This is a genomic window from Streptomyces sp. NPDC057424, from assembly GCF_042803315.1.
In the GTDB taxonomy this organism is placed as follows: Bacteria; Actinomycetota; Actinomycetes; order Streptomycetales; family Streptomycetaceae; genus Streptomyces.
Genome location: NZ_JBHVCP010000062.1, coordinates 1 through 16,356, shown reverse-complemented (window position 1 = coordinate 16,356; position 16,356 = coordinate 1). Strand labels below are relative to the sequence as shown.

The following is a 16,356-nucleotide window of genomic DNA, read 5'->3' as shown; positions in this document are numbered from 1 at the left end:
CGCCCGATCGTCGATCCTCGAGCCCACAGGGGGAGACCGTGCGTACGAAAGCCCAGGACATCCACGCGTCACCGGCCCTTCAGCAGCCCCGGTGGGAGGACCCCGGCCCGGTCGGGCGAGTACGGGACACCCTCAGCGTCTCTCCACCGCTGGTCACCGCTGACGGTGTGGCACTGCTGCGGCGCCTGCTCGCCGACGTCGCTGCGGGCGCGGCGCACGTCCTCCAGGCCGGCGACTGCGCCGAGGACCCGGCGGAGTCGACGCCCCACCACGTCCGGCGCAAGACTGCGCTGCTGGACGGGCTCGCCGAAGCGGCGGCCACGGTCACCGGGGCGCCCGTCATCCGGATCGGGCGGATCGCCGGGCAGTTCGCCAAACCCCGCTCCAAGCCGGTGGAACAGGTCGGCGACATCACCCTCCCCGTCTACCGCGGTCACATGGTCAACGCGCCGGAACCCGACCCCGACCTCCGGCGCCCGGACCCGGAACGCATTCTCATGTGCTACCGGGCCGCCCAGGACGTGGTGCGCGAACTCGCCGCGGTCAACGCGGGCCGCCCGGACGCCGAACGGGTGTGGACCAGCCACGAGGCGCTGCTCTTCGACTTCGAGTTACCGATGCTCAGGCCCGCGGGAGCCGACCAGTTGTTCCTGGGCTCCGCTCACCTGCCGTGGATCGGAGAGCGGACGCGTCAGCCGGACGGCGCTCACGCCCGCATGCTCGCCGACATCGTCAACCCCGTCGCCTGCAAGGTCGGCCCGGGCGTGACGACCGAGGACATCACCGCCCAGGCCGCCCGGCTCGATCCGGCACGGCTGCCCGGTCGTCTCGTCCTGATCGCCCGGATGGGCTCGGGGTTCGTGTCGCGCCGGCTGCCCCCGCTGGTGGAGGCGGTACGGGCGGCCGGACACCCCGTGATCTGGCTCTGCGACCCCATGCACGGCAACACCATCACCAGTCCCGACGGACACAAGACCCGGTTGCTGGACGCGATGATCGCCGAGGTCCAGGGCTTCAGCGACGTCATGGCGACGGTCGGCGGCGTCAACGGTGGGCTGCATCTGGAGACGACCCCGGACGACGTCACCGAATGCGCCGCCGACATCTCCGGACTCGGCATGGTGGGCGATCGGCACACCACGTTCTGCGATCCCCGGCTCAATTCGGAACAGGCCCTGCGTCTCGTATCGGCGTGGGCCGCGACTCTCTGAGCGTCGCGGGACTCTCCGGGCGTCGCCGCCGCGGTGCCGGGCACTCCCGCGCACCCGGACGGCGCCGCGGGCACCTTTCCCGTCTCCCAACCTCGTCCCCACCGTCATTGAAAGGACCGACTCGTGGTTGGCATACCTGTCATCGCCCCGTACGCCATGCCGACGGCGGACAGCCTGCCGGCCAATGTGGCCGACTGGACACCGGACCCCGATCGCGCGGCACTGATGGTTCACGACATGCAGCACTTCTTCCTGCGGCCGCTGCCCGACGCCCTCCGCTCGCAGCTCACCCACAACGCCGCGCTGTTACGCAAGCGGGCCGCGAGCCTCGGAGCCCCGGTCGCCTACTCGGCGCAGCCCGGCGGGATGACACAGCAGGAGCGCGGGCTGCTCCGGGACTTCTGGGGCCCGGGCATGCGCACCACCCCCGAGGACCGGGAAGTCGTGCCCGAGCTGGCCCCCGCCGAGGGCGACTGGATGCTGACCAAACGGCGCTACAGTGCCTTCTTCCGGTCCGGCCTGCTGGAGAGACTGCGGGCCGAGGGGCGCGACCAGCTCGTGTTGTGCGGGGTCTACGCCCACATCGGTGTGCTGGCCACGGCGATCGACGCGTTCAGCCACGACATCCAGGTGTTTCTGGCCGCCGACGCCGTCGCCGATTTCTCCGCCGACCACCATCGGCTCACGCTGGACTACGTGGCCGGCCGGTGCGGAATGGTCACCCTGAGCGCGGAGGTGTTCGGGTGACCGCCCGGCACACGGAGCGGCATGCCCCGGGGCGTGACGCCGTCGACGCACCGGGCCGACGGGGCGAACCCGATCTGCTCGACCGGCTGCTGGCCGGGCCCACGCCGCCCGACTTCGCGCTGCTGCACCGGCCGGAGACGAACGCCCCGGGCACGGTCGACATCCTGCTCGGTGAGGTCTCGCACCCCACCTCGCTGGGCGGTCTGCCGCTGCCGGAGCCGGACGGCCCGCGGGACGCCACGGCACATGACGCACTGATCCTGGTGCCCTACCGGCAGCTCACCGAGCGGGGCCTCGCCGCTCCGGACGACGGGGCGCCTCTGATCGCCCTCACCGTCACGGAGCAGGCCGTGCTGCCGATGCCGGAAGTCCTCTCCCGGCTGCCCGACACCCCGGTCGCCCTGTCCGGGCAGCACTTCGACCTGTCCGACGAGGACTACGCCGACGTGGTGCGGCGTGTCGTGACGGACGAGATCGGCAGTGGCGAGGGGGCCAACTTCGTCATCAAGCGCACGCTGCTGGCGGACCTCGGCGGCGATTCGGCGCACAACGCGCTGGCCGTCTTCCGGCGGCTGATCGCGCTGGAGCAGAGCGCCTACTGGACGTTCGCCGTCCACGTGAACGGCCGGGCGTTCGTCGGAGCCACCCCGGAGCGCCACATTTCGGTCCACGAGGGCCACACGGTGATGAACCCCATCAGTGGCACCTACCGCTACCCGTCCGGCGGTCCGACGCTGGACGGCCTCACGGCGTTTCTGAGGGACCGCAAGGAGACCGACGAGCTGTACATGGTGCTCGACGAGGAACTGAAGACGATGTCCCGCATCTGCGAGGACGGCGGCCGGGTCACCGGCCCCTTCCTCAAGGAGATGGCGCGGCTCGCCCACACCGAGTACTTCATCGAGGGCCGCACCCGCCGGGACGTACGGGAGGTCCTGCGCGAGAGCCTGTTCGCGCCGACCGTCATGGGCAGCCCGGTGGAGAGCGCGGCCCGGGTCATCGCACGGCACGAGCCCCAAGGACGCGGCTACTACAGCGGAGTCGCCGCGCTGATCAGCCGGGAGCCGTCGGGCAGCCGGTCGCTGGACTCGGCCATCCTGATCCGCACCGCCGACATCGCGCCGGACGGACGCATGGCCATCGCCGTCGGGGCGACCCTGGTGCGCCATTCGTCCCCGGACGGGGAAGCGGCCGAGACCCGGGCCAAGGCGGCCGGACTGCTCGACGCGCTGGGCGCGGACCCCGGCCCGGGGCCGGCACCGGGGCCCGGCGGCAGCCCTGCACCGGCCGTCCCCCGGTTCGCGGATCATCCCGTGGTGCGGGACGCCCTGGGCAGCCGTAACACCGGCATCGCCGACTTCTGGCTGGCGTCAACGGCCGCCCGGTCTCTGACCGTGCCCGCGCTGGAGGGGCTGAAGGTCCTGGTGGTCGACGCCGAGGACACCTTCACCGCGATGATCGTGCAGCAGCTGGAAGCGCTCGGGCTCGCCGCGGAGGTCCTGCGCTACGACCAGCCGTACGCCCTCGACGGGTACGACCTCGTCGTGATGGGGCCCGGCCCGGGTGATCCGCTCGCCGGTGACGATCCGAAGATCGCGGCGCTGGACGCGGCGATGGCGAGGCTGCTGGACGAACGGATCCGTTTCCTGTCGGTCTGCCTGAGCCACCAGGTACTCAGCCTCAGACTCGGCTTCGACCTGGTGCGGCGGACCGAGCCCAACCAGGGCGTGCAGCGCGGCATCGACCTCTTCGGCCGGTACGAGCGGGTCGGGTACTACAACACCTTCGCCGCCGTCAGCCACACCGACTTCCGCGATGTGCCCCGGGTGGGTCGGGTACGGGTCAGCCGGGACCCGGCCACCGGGGAGGTGGACATGCTGCGCGGCCCGCACTTCGCCTCGTTCCAGTTCCACGCCGAATCGGTCCTCACCGTCGACGGGCCCCGGCTGTTCACCGAAGCCTTGCGGGCGGTGCTCGACCGGTGAGGCCGCGGGGCCGCCGGATCGACTCGAGGCCCCCGGCCGGTGCCCCCCGTTGTCCCGAGGCCCTCGGCCGGCGCCCGGCATGTGCGCCGGCCACCCGGGTCAGTGGTCGCTGGGCAGGCCGAGGCCGGTGAGGACGCCGACCGGGTCCAGGTCGGGGGTGCCTCTCGGCCACCAGTCGTCGTGGCCCGGCTCGGACTCGTAGGCGTACCAGAGACCGTCGCGGCCGAGGCGGAGCTGGACGTGGCCCCCGGGGTGGGTGAGGTGGTTGCGCCAGGGGCGGAAGGCGGGCAGATCGGCGGCCAGCAGGAGGGGGCGGGCCCGGTCGAACCGCCCGGCGGGCGGGTCCCACGGCTCCTCCAGTACGGCGAGGCCCTCCAACCCGCCCTGACGCCAGGCGGCGACCGCGCGGGCCAGCTCGGAGGGGGTGCGGCCCGCGGCGGACGCGAGGGACGAGTAGAGCGACCGAGTGCCGGCGGTGAGTCCCGAGCCTGGGCGGGCGGCGGCCAGGCGGACCGCGTCCTGCCAGAAGGTCAGCTGTCCGACCGGGTCACGGCCGGTGCTGAGCAGGGCGTGGGCGCGGGCGGCGGCGTCCGTGGCCAGCTGGTCCAGTGCGAAGGGGTCCGGGCCGCCCGGGGCCGCCGGGTAGGCCGGGGGCTGCTCGGGGTGCGCGGGCGGGGCCAGTGGGGTGGGGAGGGGCGGACGGACGTGCGACGCGAGGACCTCCGCGGCCCGCATGCCGGGCAGGGGCGCCGGGCCTCTGTCCTGCGCGACGCGCGCCGCGCGGGTGGCGCTCAGCCGGGACAGCGCGTCGAGCAGGTCCCGCTCGCCCCGGCCGCGCAGCAGGAGCAGGACGAAGGGGTCGGCGTCGAGCAGCCGGGCGGTCTGGTAGCAGAGGGCGGCCGCGTGCTTGCAGGGGTGGCCGCGGTCGGGGCAGCTGCACCGGGGGTCCAGGTCACCGGGGCCGGGCAGCAGCGGCACGCCGCACTCCGCGAGGGACTGGGGCATCTCCTTGTCGAGCAGCGCGGCGATGTGCCCGGGGCGGTCGGCGGCGGCGTCCAGGAAGCGGTCCCAGCCGGTGTCGTCGAGCGTGCGCAGGCGTACCTGGACGCGGTAGGGGCGGGGGCGGCTGCCCTGGACGTAGGCCAGTACGAGTCCGGGCGTGACGGTGATGGCGTCGACATGCCCCTGCGCGGCGTAGCCCCGCCCGCGTTCCAGCCGCTTCATGTCCAGCGCACCCTGCTCCAGCGCGCCGACCCAGGCGTTTCCCCACCAGCTCTCGGCGAAGCGGTCGCCGTCCCGGGGTGGGAAGGGCGGGAAGGTGCGGCGGAGTTCGTGGTCGCGGGTGGGGGCGGCCATGGAGCGGGAGGACCGGGCGGAGCGATGGGACCGAGAGGTGTGGGACGCCACGGTCGTGGGCGGGGTCGGCCTGGTGGGCGGGGGCGGCGGTGTGGGGTCGCCGGTCGCGGAGCTCGGAGGCACGGGGTGGCGGGGCAGGGCGTAGCTCGGAACCGGGGTCGCCACCGGAGCCGGGGCAGGCGTCACCGGGGCGTCGGGGTGCGGAGTGGGGTCCGGATCCCGGGGTGCCGCGGCGTCGTGCGGAGTGGGGACTGGTTCCCCGGGCGCCGGGGCGTCGGGGTGCGGGGTGGGGCCCAGGTCACCGGGCGGCGGGGTGTCCGTGCGCACGGCGGGGCCCGGGCCTCCGGGGGCCGGGGCGTCCAGGTGTGTGGCTGGGTTCGGGCCACCGGGTGCCGGGGCGTCCAGGTGTGTGGCTGGGTTCGGGCCACCGGGTGCCGGGGCGCGGGTCCCCGCCGGGGCGGCCGAGGGCTCGGACCAAGGACCCGGGCTCCCGTCCCTGTCCGGCGTCTCCGGGCTCGGCACCGCTGGGGCATGCTCGCCGACCGGCGTCTCCGGGCTGGGTCCGGCCAGGCCGTGCTCGCCGTCCGGCGTCTCCGGGCTTCGGTCGGCGGGGCCGTGCAGCAGGTCGGTCATGCGGAAGGTCTCGCCACCCTGCCCGGTCGTCCGCCATGCGTCGTCGGTGGTCGCGTCCGGCAGGCTCGGCATCCGGAACGCGTCGGACAGCGACTGACGTACGTGACGCACGCCCCCGCCAGGGGCTTCTGCGCCCGCCCGTCGCGCAGCCGCCGCTCTGTCGTCCACGGCGCTCTGCCGGGCCCGGCGCCTACGGCGGGCACCTTCCCGCTCGGTCTCGTCCCGGGCCCGCCGCGCCTCGTCCCGCGCCGCGCGCAGCGCCTCTCGCGCGACGTCCGCCGCACGCGCCTCGGTACCCGCCTGGGCCGAGGACCGTGCGGGGGCCGCACCGGCCGGGGTGGCCCGCGCTGTGCTCGTCCGCGGGTCGCCGGATGCCTGCGGCTCCGGCGTCGCGGCCGCCGGGGTGTCCTTCGGCGCACCAGCGGTCTCCGGCCCACGGACGGCCTCGGGGGCCCCCACGTCCTCCGGCCCACAGGCGACCCCGGCGGCGCCGGTGCCCTCGGGCGCACTGCCGTCCTGACGCCCGGCGGCCTCAGCATCACCAGCGATCTCGGATGCGTTTGAGCCCTCCACCCCGCCGTCGATCGCGGCAGCCCGGGAGACCACAGCGCCCCCGGGCGCAACGATGTCCTCCCCCGCCCTGGCATCCCCGGCCCCGTCCACACCGTCCGTCTCGTCCGCCGGCCCCGCCGCGCCCCGCCCGCTCCCCCGCTGCTCGGACACCGCCCTCCGCAGGGCCTGGCGCGCCGCGTCTGCCGGCCTGGGTGCTTCTGACTGGTCGGCGGGTTCTCCGGCCGGGGACGGCTCCGGGCGGCAGGCCGGGGCCGGGGCGGGGTCCTGGGCTGCCCGCTCCCGGGCCTCCCGCAGGGCCCGGCGGGCTTCGTCGGCAGGGCGGGGTGTCATGACGACCTCCGCAGGGACACCAGGTCGGACAGCTCCCGGTCCGTCAGTTCCGTGAGGGAGGACTCGCCGGTGCCGAGGATGGCGTCGGCCAGGGCGCGCTTGGACTGGAGCATCTCGGCGATGCGGTCCTCGATGGTGCCCTCGGTGACGAGGCGGTGGACCTGCACCGGCTGGGTCTGGCCGATGCGGTAGGCGCGGTCGGTGGCCTGTTCCTCGACAGCCGGGTTCCACCAGCGGTCGAAGTGGACGACGTGTCCCGCCCGGGTGAGGTTCAGGCCGGTGCCGGCCGCCTTGAGCGACAGCACCAGGACCGGCGTCGCACCGGCCTGGAAGCGGTCCACCATGCGCTCCCGCTCGGGGACCGGCGTGCCGCCGTGCAGGAGGTCGACCGGGACCGCTCGGGTGGCCAGGTGGGAGGTGATCAGGCGGGCCATCCCGACGTACTGGGTGAACACGAGGGCGGACCCGTCCTCGGCCAGCAGGGTGTCCAGCAGCTCGTCCAGCAGGGCGAGTTTGCCGGAGCGGGCGGCGAGCCGGTCGCCCGCGGCCGAGGTGTGCCCCTCCTTGAGGAACAGCGCCGGGTGGTTGCAGATCTGCTTCAGCGACGTGAGCAGCTTCAGCACCAGGCCGCGGCGGGGCATGCCCTCGGCCGTCTCGATGGCGAGCATCGACTCTCGGACCACCGCCTCGTACAGCGCGGCCTGTTCGCGGGTGAGCGGGACGGGGTGGTCGGTCTCCGTCTTGGGCGGCAGTTCCGGCACGATGCCCGGGTCGGACTTCTTGCGGCGCAGCAGGAAGGGCCGGACCAGTCGGGCCAGGCGCTCCACGGCCTCCTCGTCCTCGCCGTTCTCCACGGCGCGGGCGTGCCGGGCACGGAAGGACTTCAGCGGGCCGAGGAGGCCCGGGGTGGTCCAGTCGAGCAGGGCCCACAGCTCCGAGAGGTTGTTCTCGACGGGCGTGCCGGTCAGGGCCACGCGCGCGGGTGCCGGGATCGTGCGCAGCGCCTTGGCGGTGGCCGAGTAGGGGTTCTTGACGTGCTGCGCCTCGTCGGCGACGACCATGCCCCAGGGGCGCTCGGACAGGGTGGGGGCCGCCGAGCGCATGGTGCCGTAGGTGGTGAGGACGAATCCGCCGTCCAGGCCGTCGAGGGTGCGGTCCGGGCCGTGGAAGCGCCGGACGGGAACGCCGGGGGCGAAGCGGGTGATCTCCCGCTGCCAGTTGCCCAGCAGGGAGGCCGGGCAGACGACCAGGGTCGGTTCGCGGCGGGCCCGCTTCAGGTGCAGGGCGATGAGGGTGACGGTCTTGCCGAGGCCCATGTCGTCGGCGAGGCAGCCGCCGAGGCCGAGGGTGGTCATCAGGTCGAGCCAGGCCAGGCCGCGGAGCTGGTAGTCCCGGAGGGTCGCCTGAAGGCCGGGGGGCGGTTCGGCCGGGCGGATCCCCGCGGTCAGGCGGTCGCGCAGGGCGGCGAGCGCGCCGACGGGGACGGCCTCGACCGTCTCGCCGTCCACGTCGGCCGTGCCGGTGAGGGCGACGGACAGCGCGTCGACCGGGTCGAGCAGGCCCAGGTCCCGTTTGCGGGCCTTTCGGACGAGCGCCGGGTCGACCAGCACCCACTGGTCGCGCAGCCGGACGACCGGGCGGTGGGCCTCGGCGAGGGCGTCCATCTCGGAGTCGGTGAGCGGGTCGCCGGCGAGCGCAAGCTGCCAGCGGAACTGGAGGAGGTCCTCACTCTCGAAGAAGCCGGTGCCGTCGGTCGCCGAGCCGGGCGCCGGACGGACCACCGCCGCGGCGGACAGGTCCTGCGCGAGGTCCCGCGGCCAGTGCACGGCGACCCCGGCCGCGGCGAGCCGGGTGGCCGCGACCCCGAGCAGGTCGCTCAGCTCGTCCTCGGTCAGGGCCAGCACGTCGGGCACGTCCTGGTCGGCGAGCCGGTCGAGCGGGGGCCAGACGCGGGCCGCGCGGCGGACGGCGAGGGCCGCGTCCACGCGCGCGCGGGGACCGAACGCGTCGTCGGCCCCGCCCGCCCACAGGGCCGCCGCGTCGGCCACGAGGGTGGGGTCGGCAAGGCTGTGCACCTGGACGATCGCGGCGCCGGCGCCGCGGGCACCACCGTCGGAGGCGTCGTCGAAGAGGTCGTACGCCGACAGGTCCAGGCGGAGCGAGACCCGCACGCCGGCGTCCATGCCGGCGGCGACCTCGGCGGCCCAGTCGTGCGCGGTGGGCAGGTGCTGGGCCTCGCGGGCCGCGAAGGGACGGCCGGAGGTGTGGGGCGCGGCCGGGGTGCGGGGCAGGGTGTCGGCGACCGCGTCGAGGAAGGCGCGCACCAGTGCTTCCGGTTCGGGCAGCCGGATGGGGCCGGGGCCGGGCAGCGGCACGGCGTGGCCCTCGTAGGGCAGGGCGGCGGCCACCGCGCGCAGGTGCGCGATGTCGTCCGGGTCGAGGGGGCCGGCCCGCCAGGCGTCGTGGCCCGTGGCGGTGAGGCCGGGCAGCAGACGGCCGCGGGCGGTCAGCCGCAGGGCGTGCAGGGCGGCGGCGCCCCAGCAGGCGGTGGCGGGGTGGGCCGCGGGGTCGTGCCGGGCGCGCACGAGGAGCGGCAGGGCCGCGTCGAGAGGGAGGGTCAGCGCGGGAGTGGTGCGCCGCCGGACTCCGGCGCCGTGCCGTCGCACGACGGTCAGCTCGGTGTCCTCGGCGGGCAGGGACTCGCCCTCGGGGTCCCAGAAGGCGATGCGCCCCTCGCGCGGGAGCGGCGCGGGCAGGAAGAGGGCCGGGAGCCGGACCGGGACCGTCGCGTCCCCCGCCCGCTCGGCCACCAGAGCCGTCTCTCCCATACGTCCTGCCACCTCCCGCCCCGCGTGTCGGATCAGTTGTCTCCGACTCTACGGGCGGGGTCCGACAATCGGCCCCGGCGGCGGGCTGGTGCCGCGGCAGGCGACCTTCGCCCGTCAAGGAGCGGCGTCCGGTGCGTGCTCTCGGCGTGCCGGGTGCACGCCCTCGTATTGGACGTACTTGCGCTTGTGCCCGGTGCGGCGAGTGGAGGCACCGGACGCCGCGACGGGGCGAACGTCGCCTGCCGCGGCACTAGGGCACGGTCCGGGACACGACGTACACCCAGGGGTACGCCGGGTTGGACAGGTCGACGACCACGTCGTGCGTGGGGGCCGGCTTCTTCTGCCGGTGGACGAAGCCGTACCAGGCGTCGCCCTCGGGGAACTTCCAGCCGGTGACCTTGCGGGCCCGGGCGCTGATGGTGATGTCGCCCTCGTTCAGGTCCTCGCGGGTCACGCCCAGGCCCGTCAGGTAGGCGTCCAGGCCGGCCGCGTTGGTCTCGAACTGCGTGTAGAGGCGGCTGGTCCTCCAGTTGTTGGTCTCGTAGTACGCGACGTGCCAGGCCGGGTGCGGGACGGGCACCTGGTAGATCCTGCGCTGGAGCTTGGAGGGCCAGCCCTCGGTCAGGCCGGTCGCCGAGTACTTCTCCTCCTTGTCCTTGCCGCTGTCGCGGCTCTGGTTCGCGGAGATCACGAGGTAGCCGGCCGGGATGCCGATGAGCAGCACGATGATCAGCAGGGTGAGGGCCCTGCGGCGGATCATGCGGCGGCGGTCCTCGACCGGACGGTCCGGCTCGTCGGGCCAGGATCCCTGGTGGGGCAGGGAGGCGGTCACGGCGTCTCCTGGCTGCTGCGCAGCGACTGTGTGTACCGCTCGTAGCGCTCGAACCGCTCCACGCGGCGGCGCTTGGCGCGGCGGAAGCGGCGGGCGACCAGCCGGGCGAGGTCGGCGGCGCCGACCATGCCGGCCTCGGGGCCGAGCTGGGCCCGGACGATGCGGGCCTCGGGGCGGTAGCCGCGGCCGGTGAGGTGGCGTTTGAAGGCGTCCCGGGCGGGGCCGATCAGCAGGTCGTCGGCGGCCGAGACACCGCCGCCGATCACGAAGCAGGAGGGGTCGAGGGCGGCGGCGAGGTTGGCGATGCCGACGCCGAGCCACTGGCCGATGTCCTGGAGCAGCTCGATGCACATGGCGTCGCCGTCGCGGGCCAGCTCGGTGATCATCGGGCCGGTGATGTCGCCGATGTTGCCCTTGACGTGCTCGATGATCCCGTACGCGACGGGCGAGTCGGCGGCGGCCAGCTCGCGGGCCTCGCGGACCAGGGCGTTCCCGGAGCTGTACTGCTCCCAGCAGCCGCGGTTGCCGCACGGGCAGCGGTGGCCGCCGGGCACGACCTGCATATGGCCGAACTCGCCGGCGACGCCGTACTTGCCGCGCTTGACCTGGCCGTCCTCCAGGATCGCGCCGCCGATGCCGGTGCCGAGCGTGATCATGACGAGGTGGTCCTCGCCGCGGCCGGCGCCGAAGCGCCACTCGGCCCAGGCGGCGGTGTTGGCGTCGTTGTCCACGAGGACGGGGACGGAGAGCCGGCCCGAGAGGCGGTCGCGGAGCGGTTCGTTGCGCCAGGACAGGTGGGGGGCGAACAGCACCCGGTTGCGGTCGGCGTCCACCCAGCCGGCCGCGCCGATGCCGACGGCGTGCACGTCGTGCCGGTCGGAGAGGTCGAGAACCAGCTCGGCGATGGTGTCCTCGACGACCTTGGGGCTCTTGGACTTGTCCGGGGTTTCCGTGCGGAGCATCTCCAGGATGTTGCCGTCGGCGTCGACGACGCCCGCCATCACCTTCGTACCGCCGATGTCGATGCCGACCGTGGGCACGCGGGGAGCCGTCAGGTGCGAGCGGCGCTCCCGGGTGCCGACGGTGCGGAGCACGGTGGCACGGCGGGAGCCGATGGGGGCGGTGAAGTCGCGGTAGGTGCTCATCGCCGCCGATTCTGCCTCACGGGGAGGCAGGGTGCGGAGCGGCGGGGTGGTGCGGATCGTCGTCGGGCGCGGGCCGGTGGGGGCTGGTCGCGCAGTTCCCCGCGTCCCTCAGGAGCGCACCAGCAACTGGAATTCGAAGCTGTAGCGCGTCGGGCGGTACGTGTGTGTGCCGTACTCCACTGCTCGGCCCGTGTCGTCGAACGTGACGCGTTGCATGGTCAGCAGCGGCGCGCCCGTTTCCTCCGCCAGCCGGTCCGCCTCCTCCGTCGTCGCCGCCCGGGCGCCGATCGACTGGCGGGCGCTGTGCAGGGTGATGCCCGCCGCTCGCATCAGGCGGTAGAGGCCCGTGGACTCCAGCTGGTCGGTGTCGAGGTCGATGAGGCCGGGGGGCAGGAAGTTGCAGAGGTAGGCCATGGGCTCGCCGTGGGCGAGGCGGAGGCGTTCGACGCGGTGGACGTCGCTGTCCTCGGCGACGCCGAGTGCGGCGGCGACCTCGGCGGAGGCGGGGACGAGCGTGTTGACGAGGACCCTGGTGGCCGGGCGCTGGCCGGCCGCTTCCAGGTCGTCGTAGAGGCTGCTGAGCTCCAGCGGGCGCTTGACCTGGCTGTGCACGACCTGGGTGCCCACGCCGCGGCGGCGTACGAGGAGCCCCTTGTCGACGAGCGACTGGATCGCCTGGCGGACGGTCGGCCGGGACAGGCCGAGCCGGGCGGCGAGTTCGATCTCGTTGCCCAGCAGGCTGCCGGGGGTCAGCGTGCCGTGCTCGATGGCGGCCTCCAGCTGCTGGGACAGCTGGAAGTACAACGGCACGGGGGAGCTGCGGTCCACGCTCAGCTCGAGCTGCACGGTCGGGTCCACTTCTGGTTTCGGCACGGGCCGAGCGTAGCTCTGTGCGTTGTTGACGGGAAGTCGTGTAGTCAGATTGTCCGGACATACAGATTGACAGCGGCGCATTGTGCACGCACTTTGTTTTCATGCGCATCGGCGTCATCGGTACGGGCCGCATCGGCACCATCCACGCGAACACGCTCAGTCGGCACCGCGACGTCGGCTCCCTGATCCTCACGGACGCGGACGCCGCCAGGGCCCAGGAACTGGCGCACCGGCTGGGCGAGACGGCGGCGCCCGGCGTGGAGGAGATCTTCCGCTGGGGGGTCGACGCGGTGGTGATCACGACGGCGACGTCGGCCCACGCCGAACTGATCGGTCGGGCAGCACGCTCGGGTCTGCCGGTGTTCTGCGAGAAGCCCATCGCGCTGGATCTGCCGGGGTCCCTGAGCGCGATCGCCGAGGTCGAGGCGGCCGGGACGGTTCTCCAGATGGGCTTCCAGCGTCGCTTCGACGCCGGCTACACGGGTGCGCGCGAGGCCGTGCGGTCCGGCCGGCTGGGACGGCTGCACACCGTGCGGGCCCTGACCAGCGACCAGGCGCCGCCGGAAGCGGCGTGGCTTCCGCTGTCCGGCGGGCTGTACCGGGACACGCTGATCCACGACTTCGACGTCCTGCGCTGGGTGACCGGCCGGGAGGTGACGGACGTCTACGCCGCCGGGTCCGACGCCGGTCCCCGGATGTTCCGCGAGGCGGGCGACGTCGACACCGCCGCCGCGCTCCTCACCCTGGACGACGGCACCCTCGCCACCCTCACCGCGAGCCGGATGAACGGCGCCGGTTACGACGTGCGCATGGAGCTCGCCGGGGAACGCGACCAGATCGTGGTCGGCCTGGACGACCGAACGCCGATCGCGTCCACCGAGCCGACCGGCCCCCCGGCCGCGGACAAGCCGTGGACGGGCTTCCTGGAACGGTTCGGCCCCGCCTACGAGGCGGAGCTGAACGCGTTCGTCGAGGTCGTCCGGGGCGAGCGGGCCAACCCCTGCGACGGGCGCGAGGCGCTGCAGGCGCTGCGGATCGCCGAAGCGTGCGAACTGTCGCGGCGGGAGCGCAGGCCGGTGCACCTCGCGGAGATCGCCGGTGGTTCCCCGCCCGCGTTCGCCTGACGGCGAGCCGCGCCGGTCAGTGCTCTTCCCGCTCTTCCTCCAGGAGCCCCCCGTCGTGGGCGAGCAGCGCGATCTGCACCCGGTTGTTGAGGTCGAGCTTGGCCAGGATCCGTGAGACGTGCGTCTTCACGGTGGCGACGCTCATGAACAGGCCGGTGGCGATCTCGGCGTTGGCCAGGCCCCGGCCGACCGCGACGGCGACCTCGCGCTCGCGGTCGTTGAGGACGGCCATGCGGTCCCGCGCGCGGGTGCGGCGGGTGTCGGCCGCGGTGCCCACGGCGTGCCGCATCAGCTGTCGGGTGACCGTGGGAGACAGGACCGGGTCGCCGGCCGCGACCCGGCGCACCGCGGCGAGGATCTCGGCGGGCGGGGTGTCCTTGAGGACGAACCCGGCGGCGCCCACGCGCAGCGCGCGCAGCACCTGCTCGTCGGCGTGGAAGGTGGTGAGCACCACCACCTGCGGGGCGTCCTTGCGGGCACGCAGCCGCTCCGTGGCCGTGAGGCCGTCCACCGTCGGCATCCGGATGTCCATGAGCACGACGTCCGGGCGGGTGCGGTCGACGAGGGCCTCCACCTCGGCGCCGTCGGCGGCCTCGCCGACGATCTCGATGTCGTCGGCGCCGCCCAGCATGAGGGACAGCCCGGCCCGCACCAGCGGGTCGTCGTCGACGAGGAGCAGTCTGATCGCAGTCATGGGCCTTACGTAATCACGGCCGGGCCGGGCGGCGGGCCCGGACGGGCGACGGTGCGCCAACGCCCTTTCCTGCGCACGGGGTTGACGGCCGAACGGCAGGTGCTCACCCCCACGGCAGCCACGCCCGCACCTCGAACCCGCCCCCCGGTGTGTGCCCGTGCTCCAGCCGGCCGCCCGCGAGGGTCGCCCGCTCCGTCAGGCCGATCAGGCCCTGCCCGGAGCCGGGTACGTGCGGCACCTCGCCCTCGGGCGGCGGGTTGTGCACGCGGACGATGAGGCCGGTGCCGGGTGCGCCGGTGACGGTCACCGTGACCTCCGTGCCGGGGGCGTGCTTGCGCGCGTTGGTCAGGCCTTCCTGGGCGATCCGGTAGGCGGTGCGGCCGACGATGGACGGGACGGCGCCGGGATCCTCGACGCGCTGGTCGAGGGAGACTGTCATGCCGGCCTCGCGGGACTCGGCGACCAGCGTGTCCAGCGCCGCGAGCGTCGGCTGCGGCCGGCCCGTGTCGTCGGGCTCGCCCGCCCGCAGCACGCCGATGATCTCCCGCAGGTCCTGGAGCGCCTCGTGCGCGCTCTCCCTGATCACGCCCGCCGCCCGCGCCGTCTCCGCCGGGGGCGCGTCGGGCCGGAACTCCAGGGCGCCCGCGTGCACGCTCAGCAGCGTCAGCCGGTGGGCGAGCACGTCGTGCATCTCCCGTGCGATGGACTCCCGGGCGAGCCGCTGCGCCTGCTCGGCCCGCAGCCGCGCCTCGGTCTCGGCGCGCCGGGCACGGTCCCTGAGGCTCACCATGAGCTGCCGCTTGGCCCGTACGAACATGCCCCAGCCGACGATCGCCCCGGTGAGCACCACGACGAAGAGGACGCTCACCAGGTAGGGGAGCTCCGCGTCGGGGCGCACCCAGTAATAGAGGGGCACCAGCGCCACGTTGATGCCGCCCACCCAGGCCACGTACCGGAAGGGCCGGTGCACGGCCAGGGTGAACAGGGCGATGAGGGCCGCACCGCCCGCGGTGTCCGAGGCGAAGGCGACGGCGGTCATCGCCACGGCCAGCCCCAGCGGCCAGCGACGGCGCAGCCAGACCGCCGCGCAGGCCAGCGCGCCGATCACCTGGTCGACGACCGCCAGCGCGTGCGGCACATGGGGGTTGTCGACGAGCGCGTCGATGGCCAGGGCGCCCACCGCCACGGCCAGCAGGAAGCAGGAGAAGTCGACGACCCAGTCGCGGGCGGTGCGCCGGGGCCGCCGCCCGGCCCGTGCGGAGTCGGGGTCGAGTTCGTGCAGGAGGGCGGACGGAAAGAACCATCTGCGCCCGGTGAACAGCGCGGGCGCCTCTCCCACCGCCACCCGGGGGGCCTGCCCCACGTCGTCACCAGTCACGAGCGCCAAATCTACGCAGCCGAGGGCCAGTCCCACCCGCCGTCGGGCGGGATCGTCGACCAAAGTCGCCACGTCGCGGACTTTCGATGCGGCCGGGGCGCCGGAGCGGGGACTTCCGTCCCCGGGTGCCCGTCCCGCGGCCGATGTGCGTGGGGGGTCCGCGGGACGAGGCTGCCGGCATGAAGCAGGTACTGGAGATTGTCGGCCTCCTCGCCCTGGTCCAGGGTGTGGCGGGCCTGGTGCACGAGTTCACCGACTGGAACTGGGGCCTGGTGCGGCGACTGGGGTTCCTCGACGGCTACGAGATCTACGCGAGCGTCGCGCTGCTCGTGCTGGGCGGCGCCCTGTTCGCGGCGGCCGGGAGCCGGAAGTCCGTCTGAGCAGCGGACGGACGACCGGCCCGGGGTCCGGCGGGGTTCAGCAGCCGTAGGTGGCGTCCATGGTCGCCTACCTGGCGGGGGCGACGTACGTGACCGGGGCGGAGTTCTCGGTGGACGGAGGTCACGCGGCGTGAGGCGCGCGGGGCGCCCCGGGGGCGTGCGGCCGGGGGGCCCCGCGGGCCTGGTTCAGCCGCCCCGTTCCAGGTGGGGTGCCGCCCTCCGGCTCGTGCCCTCCTGGGTGAGGGGGCCGAACAGACGCCGCCGGGA

Annotated in this window: 12 protein-coding genes and 1 pseudogene; 6 read left to right on the top strand and 7 right to left on the bottom strand. The window is 74.3% G+C overall.

Annotated features, from left to right (window positions below; translation table 11 throughout):
* Window positions 1–38 precede the first annotated feature (38 nt).
* From ACFU3E_RS32570 to ACFU3E_RS32560, 3 genes are all read left to right on the top strand, one after another.
* A complete protein-coding gene (locus ACFU3E_RS32570; protein WP_384166458.1) occupies window positions 39–1,211 on the top strand; it encodes a 3-deoxy-7-phosphoheptulonate synthase in 1,173 nt (390 codons plus the stop codon).
* 123 nt (window positions 1,212–1,334) lie between these two features.
* Window positions 1,335–1,958, top strand: coding sequence for an isochorismatase family protein (locus tag ACFU3E_RS32565; RefSeq protein WP_384166455.1), 624 nt, complete (start codon window positions 1,335–1,337; stop codon window positions 1,956–1,958).
* Between the two features lie 74 nt (window positions 1,959–2,032).
* Complete coding sequence (locus ACFU3E_RS32560) at window positions 2,033–3,943, top strand: anthranilate synthase family protein (protein WP_384166518.1); 1,911 nt, start codon at window positions 2,033–2,035, stop codon at window positions 3,941–3,943.
* 99 nt (window positions 3,944–4,042) lie between these two features.
* Here ACFU3E_RS32560 and ACFU3E_RS32555 read toward each other — a convergent pair whose 3' ends face one another.
* The 5 genes from ACFU3E_RS32555 to ACFU3E_RS32535 form a co-directional block, all read right to left on the bottom strand.
* The gene (locus ACFU3E_RS32555) at window positions 4,043–6,835 is read right to left on the bottom strand and encodes an SWIM zinc finger family protein (protein WP_384166452.1); all 2,793 of its coding nucleotides are present in this window, start codon (window positions 6,833–6,835) and stop codon (window positions 4,043–4,045) included.
* Entirely contained in the window at window positions 6,832–9,663 is a 2,832-nt protein-coding gene (locus ACFU3E_RS32550; RefSeq protein ID WP_384166449.1) for a DEAD/DEAH box helicase, read from the bottom strand. Before ACFU3E_RS32550 ends, ACFU3E_RS32555 begins: the two co-directional genes overlap by 4 nt.
* Before the next feature lie 250 nt (window positions 9,664–9,913).
* Window positions 9,914–10,495: a sugar kinase gene (locus tag ACFU3E_RS32545; protein WP_384166447.1), complete on the bottom strand. Its 582-nt coding sequence runs from the start codon at window positions 10,493–10,495 to the stop codon at window positions 9,914–9,916.
* Window positions 10,492–11,640, bottom strand: a complete 1,149-nt coding sequence (locus tag ACFU3E_RS32540) for an ROK family glucokinase (protein WP_384166444.1) — start codon at window positions 11,638–11,640, stop codon at window positions 10,492–10,494. Before ACFU3E_RS32540 ends, ACFU3E_RS32545 begins: the two co-directional genes overlap by 4 nt.
* A gap of 108 nt (window positions 11,641–11,748) precedes the next feature.
* Complete coding sequence (locus ACFU3E_RS32535) at window positions 11,749–12,486, bottom strand: GntR family transcriptional regulator (RefSeq protein ID WP_384166515.1); 738 nt, start codon at window positions 12,484–12,486, stop codon at window positions 11,749–11,751.
* A gap of 128 nt (window positions 12,487–12,614) precedes the next feature.
* Here ACFU3E_RS32535 and ACFU3E_RS32530 point away from each other — a divergent pair, with 128 nt between their 5' ends.
* Entirely contained in the window at window positions 12,615–13,637 is a 1,023-nt protein-coding gene (locus ACFU3E_RS32530) for a Gfo/Idh/MocA family oxidoreductase (protein ID WP_384166441.1), read from the top strand.
* 16 nt (window positions 13,638–13,653) lie between these two features.
* On the opposite strand, the gene ACFU3E_RS32525 is transcribed toward ACFU3E_RS32530, so the two are convergent.
* Both ACFU3E_RS32525 and ACFU3E_RS32520 read right to left on the bottom strand, forming a co-directional pair.
* Window positions 13,654–14,331 (bottom strand): response regulator, encoded by a 678-nt coding sequence (locus tag ACFU3E_RS32525; RefSeq protein WP_384166438.1) that lies wholly within the window; start codon window positions 14,329–14,331, stop codon window positions 13,654–13,656.
* Window positions 14,332–14,434: 103 nt separating this feature from the next.
* On the bottom strand, window positions 14,435–15,709 hold the full coding sequence (locus tag ACFU3E_RS32520; protein WP_384166512.1) for a sensor histidine kinase: 1,275 nt from the start codon (window positions 15,707–15,709) through the stop codon (window positions 14,435–14,437).
* 179 nt (window positions 15,710–15,888) lie between these two features.
* Between ACFU3E_RS32520 and ACFU3E_RS32515 the strand changes: the two genes are divergently transcribed.
* Both ACFU3E_RS32515 and ACFU3E_RS32510 read left to right on the top strand, forming a co-directional pair.
* The gene (locus tag ACFU3E_RS32515) at window positions 15,889–16,089 is read left to right on the top strand and encodes a hypothetical protein (protein ID WP_384166435.1); all 201 of its coding nucleotides are present in this window, start codon (window positions 15,889–15,891) and stop codon (window positions 16,087–16,089) included.
* A 50-nt stretch (window positions 16,090–16,139) separates the two neighbouring features.
* Window positions 16,140–16,223 (top strand): annotated as a pseudogene (locus ACFU3E_RS32510) (oxidoreductase); the annotation flags it as partial.
* Window positions 16,224–16,356: the final 133 nt, after the last annotated feature.

What these genes read in the sequence shown, in the direction of transcription:
- ACFU3E_RS32555 (WP_384166452.1), bottom strand. Translation starts at nt 6,835, where the DNA reads ATGACACCCCGCCCTGCCGACGAAGCCCGCCGGGCCCTGCGGGAGGCC.
- ACFU3E_RS32550 (WP_384166449.1), bottom strand. Translation starts at nt 9,663, where the DNA reads ATGGGAGAGACGGCTCTGGTGGCCGAGCGGGCGGGGGACGCGACGGTC.
- ACFU3E_RS32540 (WP_384166444.1), bottom strand. Translation starts at nt 11,640, where the DNA reads ATGAGCACCTACCGCGACTTCACCGCCCCCATCGGCTCCCGCCGTGCC.
- ACFU3E_RS32530 (WP_384166441.1), top strand. Translation starts at nt 12,615, where the DNA reads ATGCGCATCGGCGTCATCGGTACGGGCCGCATCGGCACCATCCACGCG.
- ACFU3E_RS32525 (WP_384166438.1), bottom strand. Translation starts at nt 14,331, where the DNA reads ATGACTGCGATCAGACTGCTCCTCGTCGACGACGACCCGCTGGTGCGG.
- ACFU3E_RS32515 (WP_384166435.1), top strand. Translation starts at nt 15,889, where the DNA reads ATGAAGCAGGTACTGGAGATTGTCGGCCTCCTCGCCCTGGTCCAGGGT.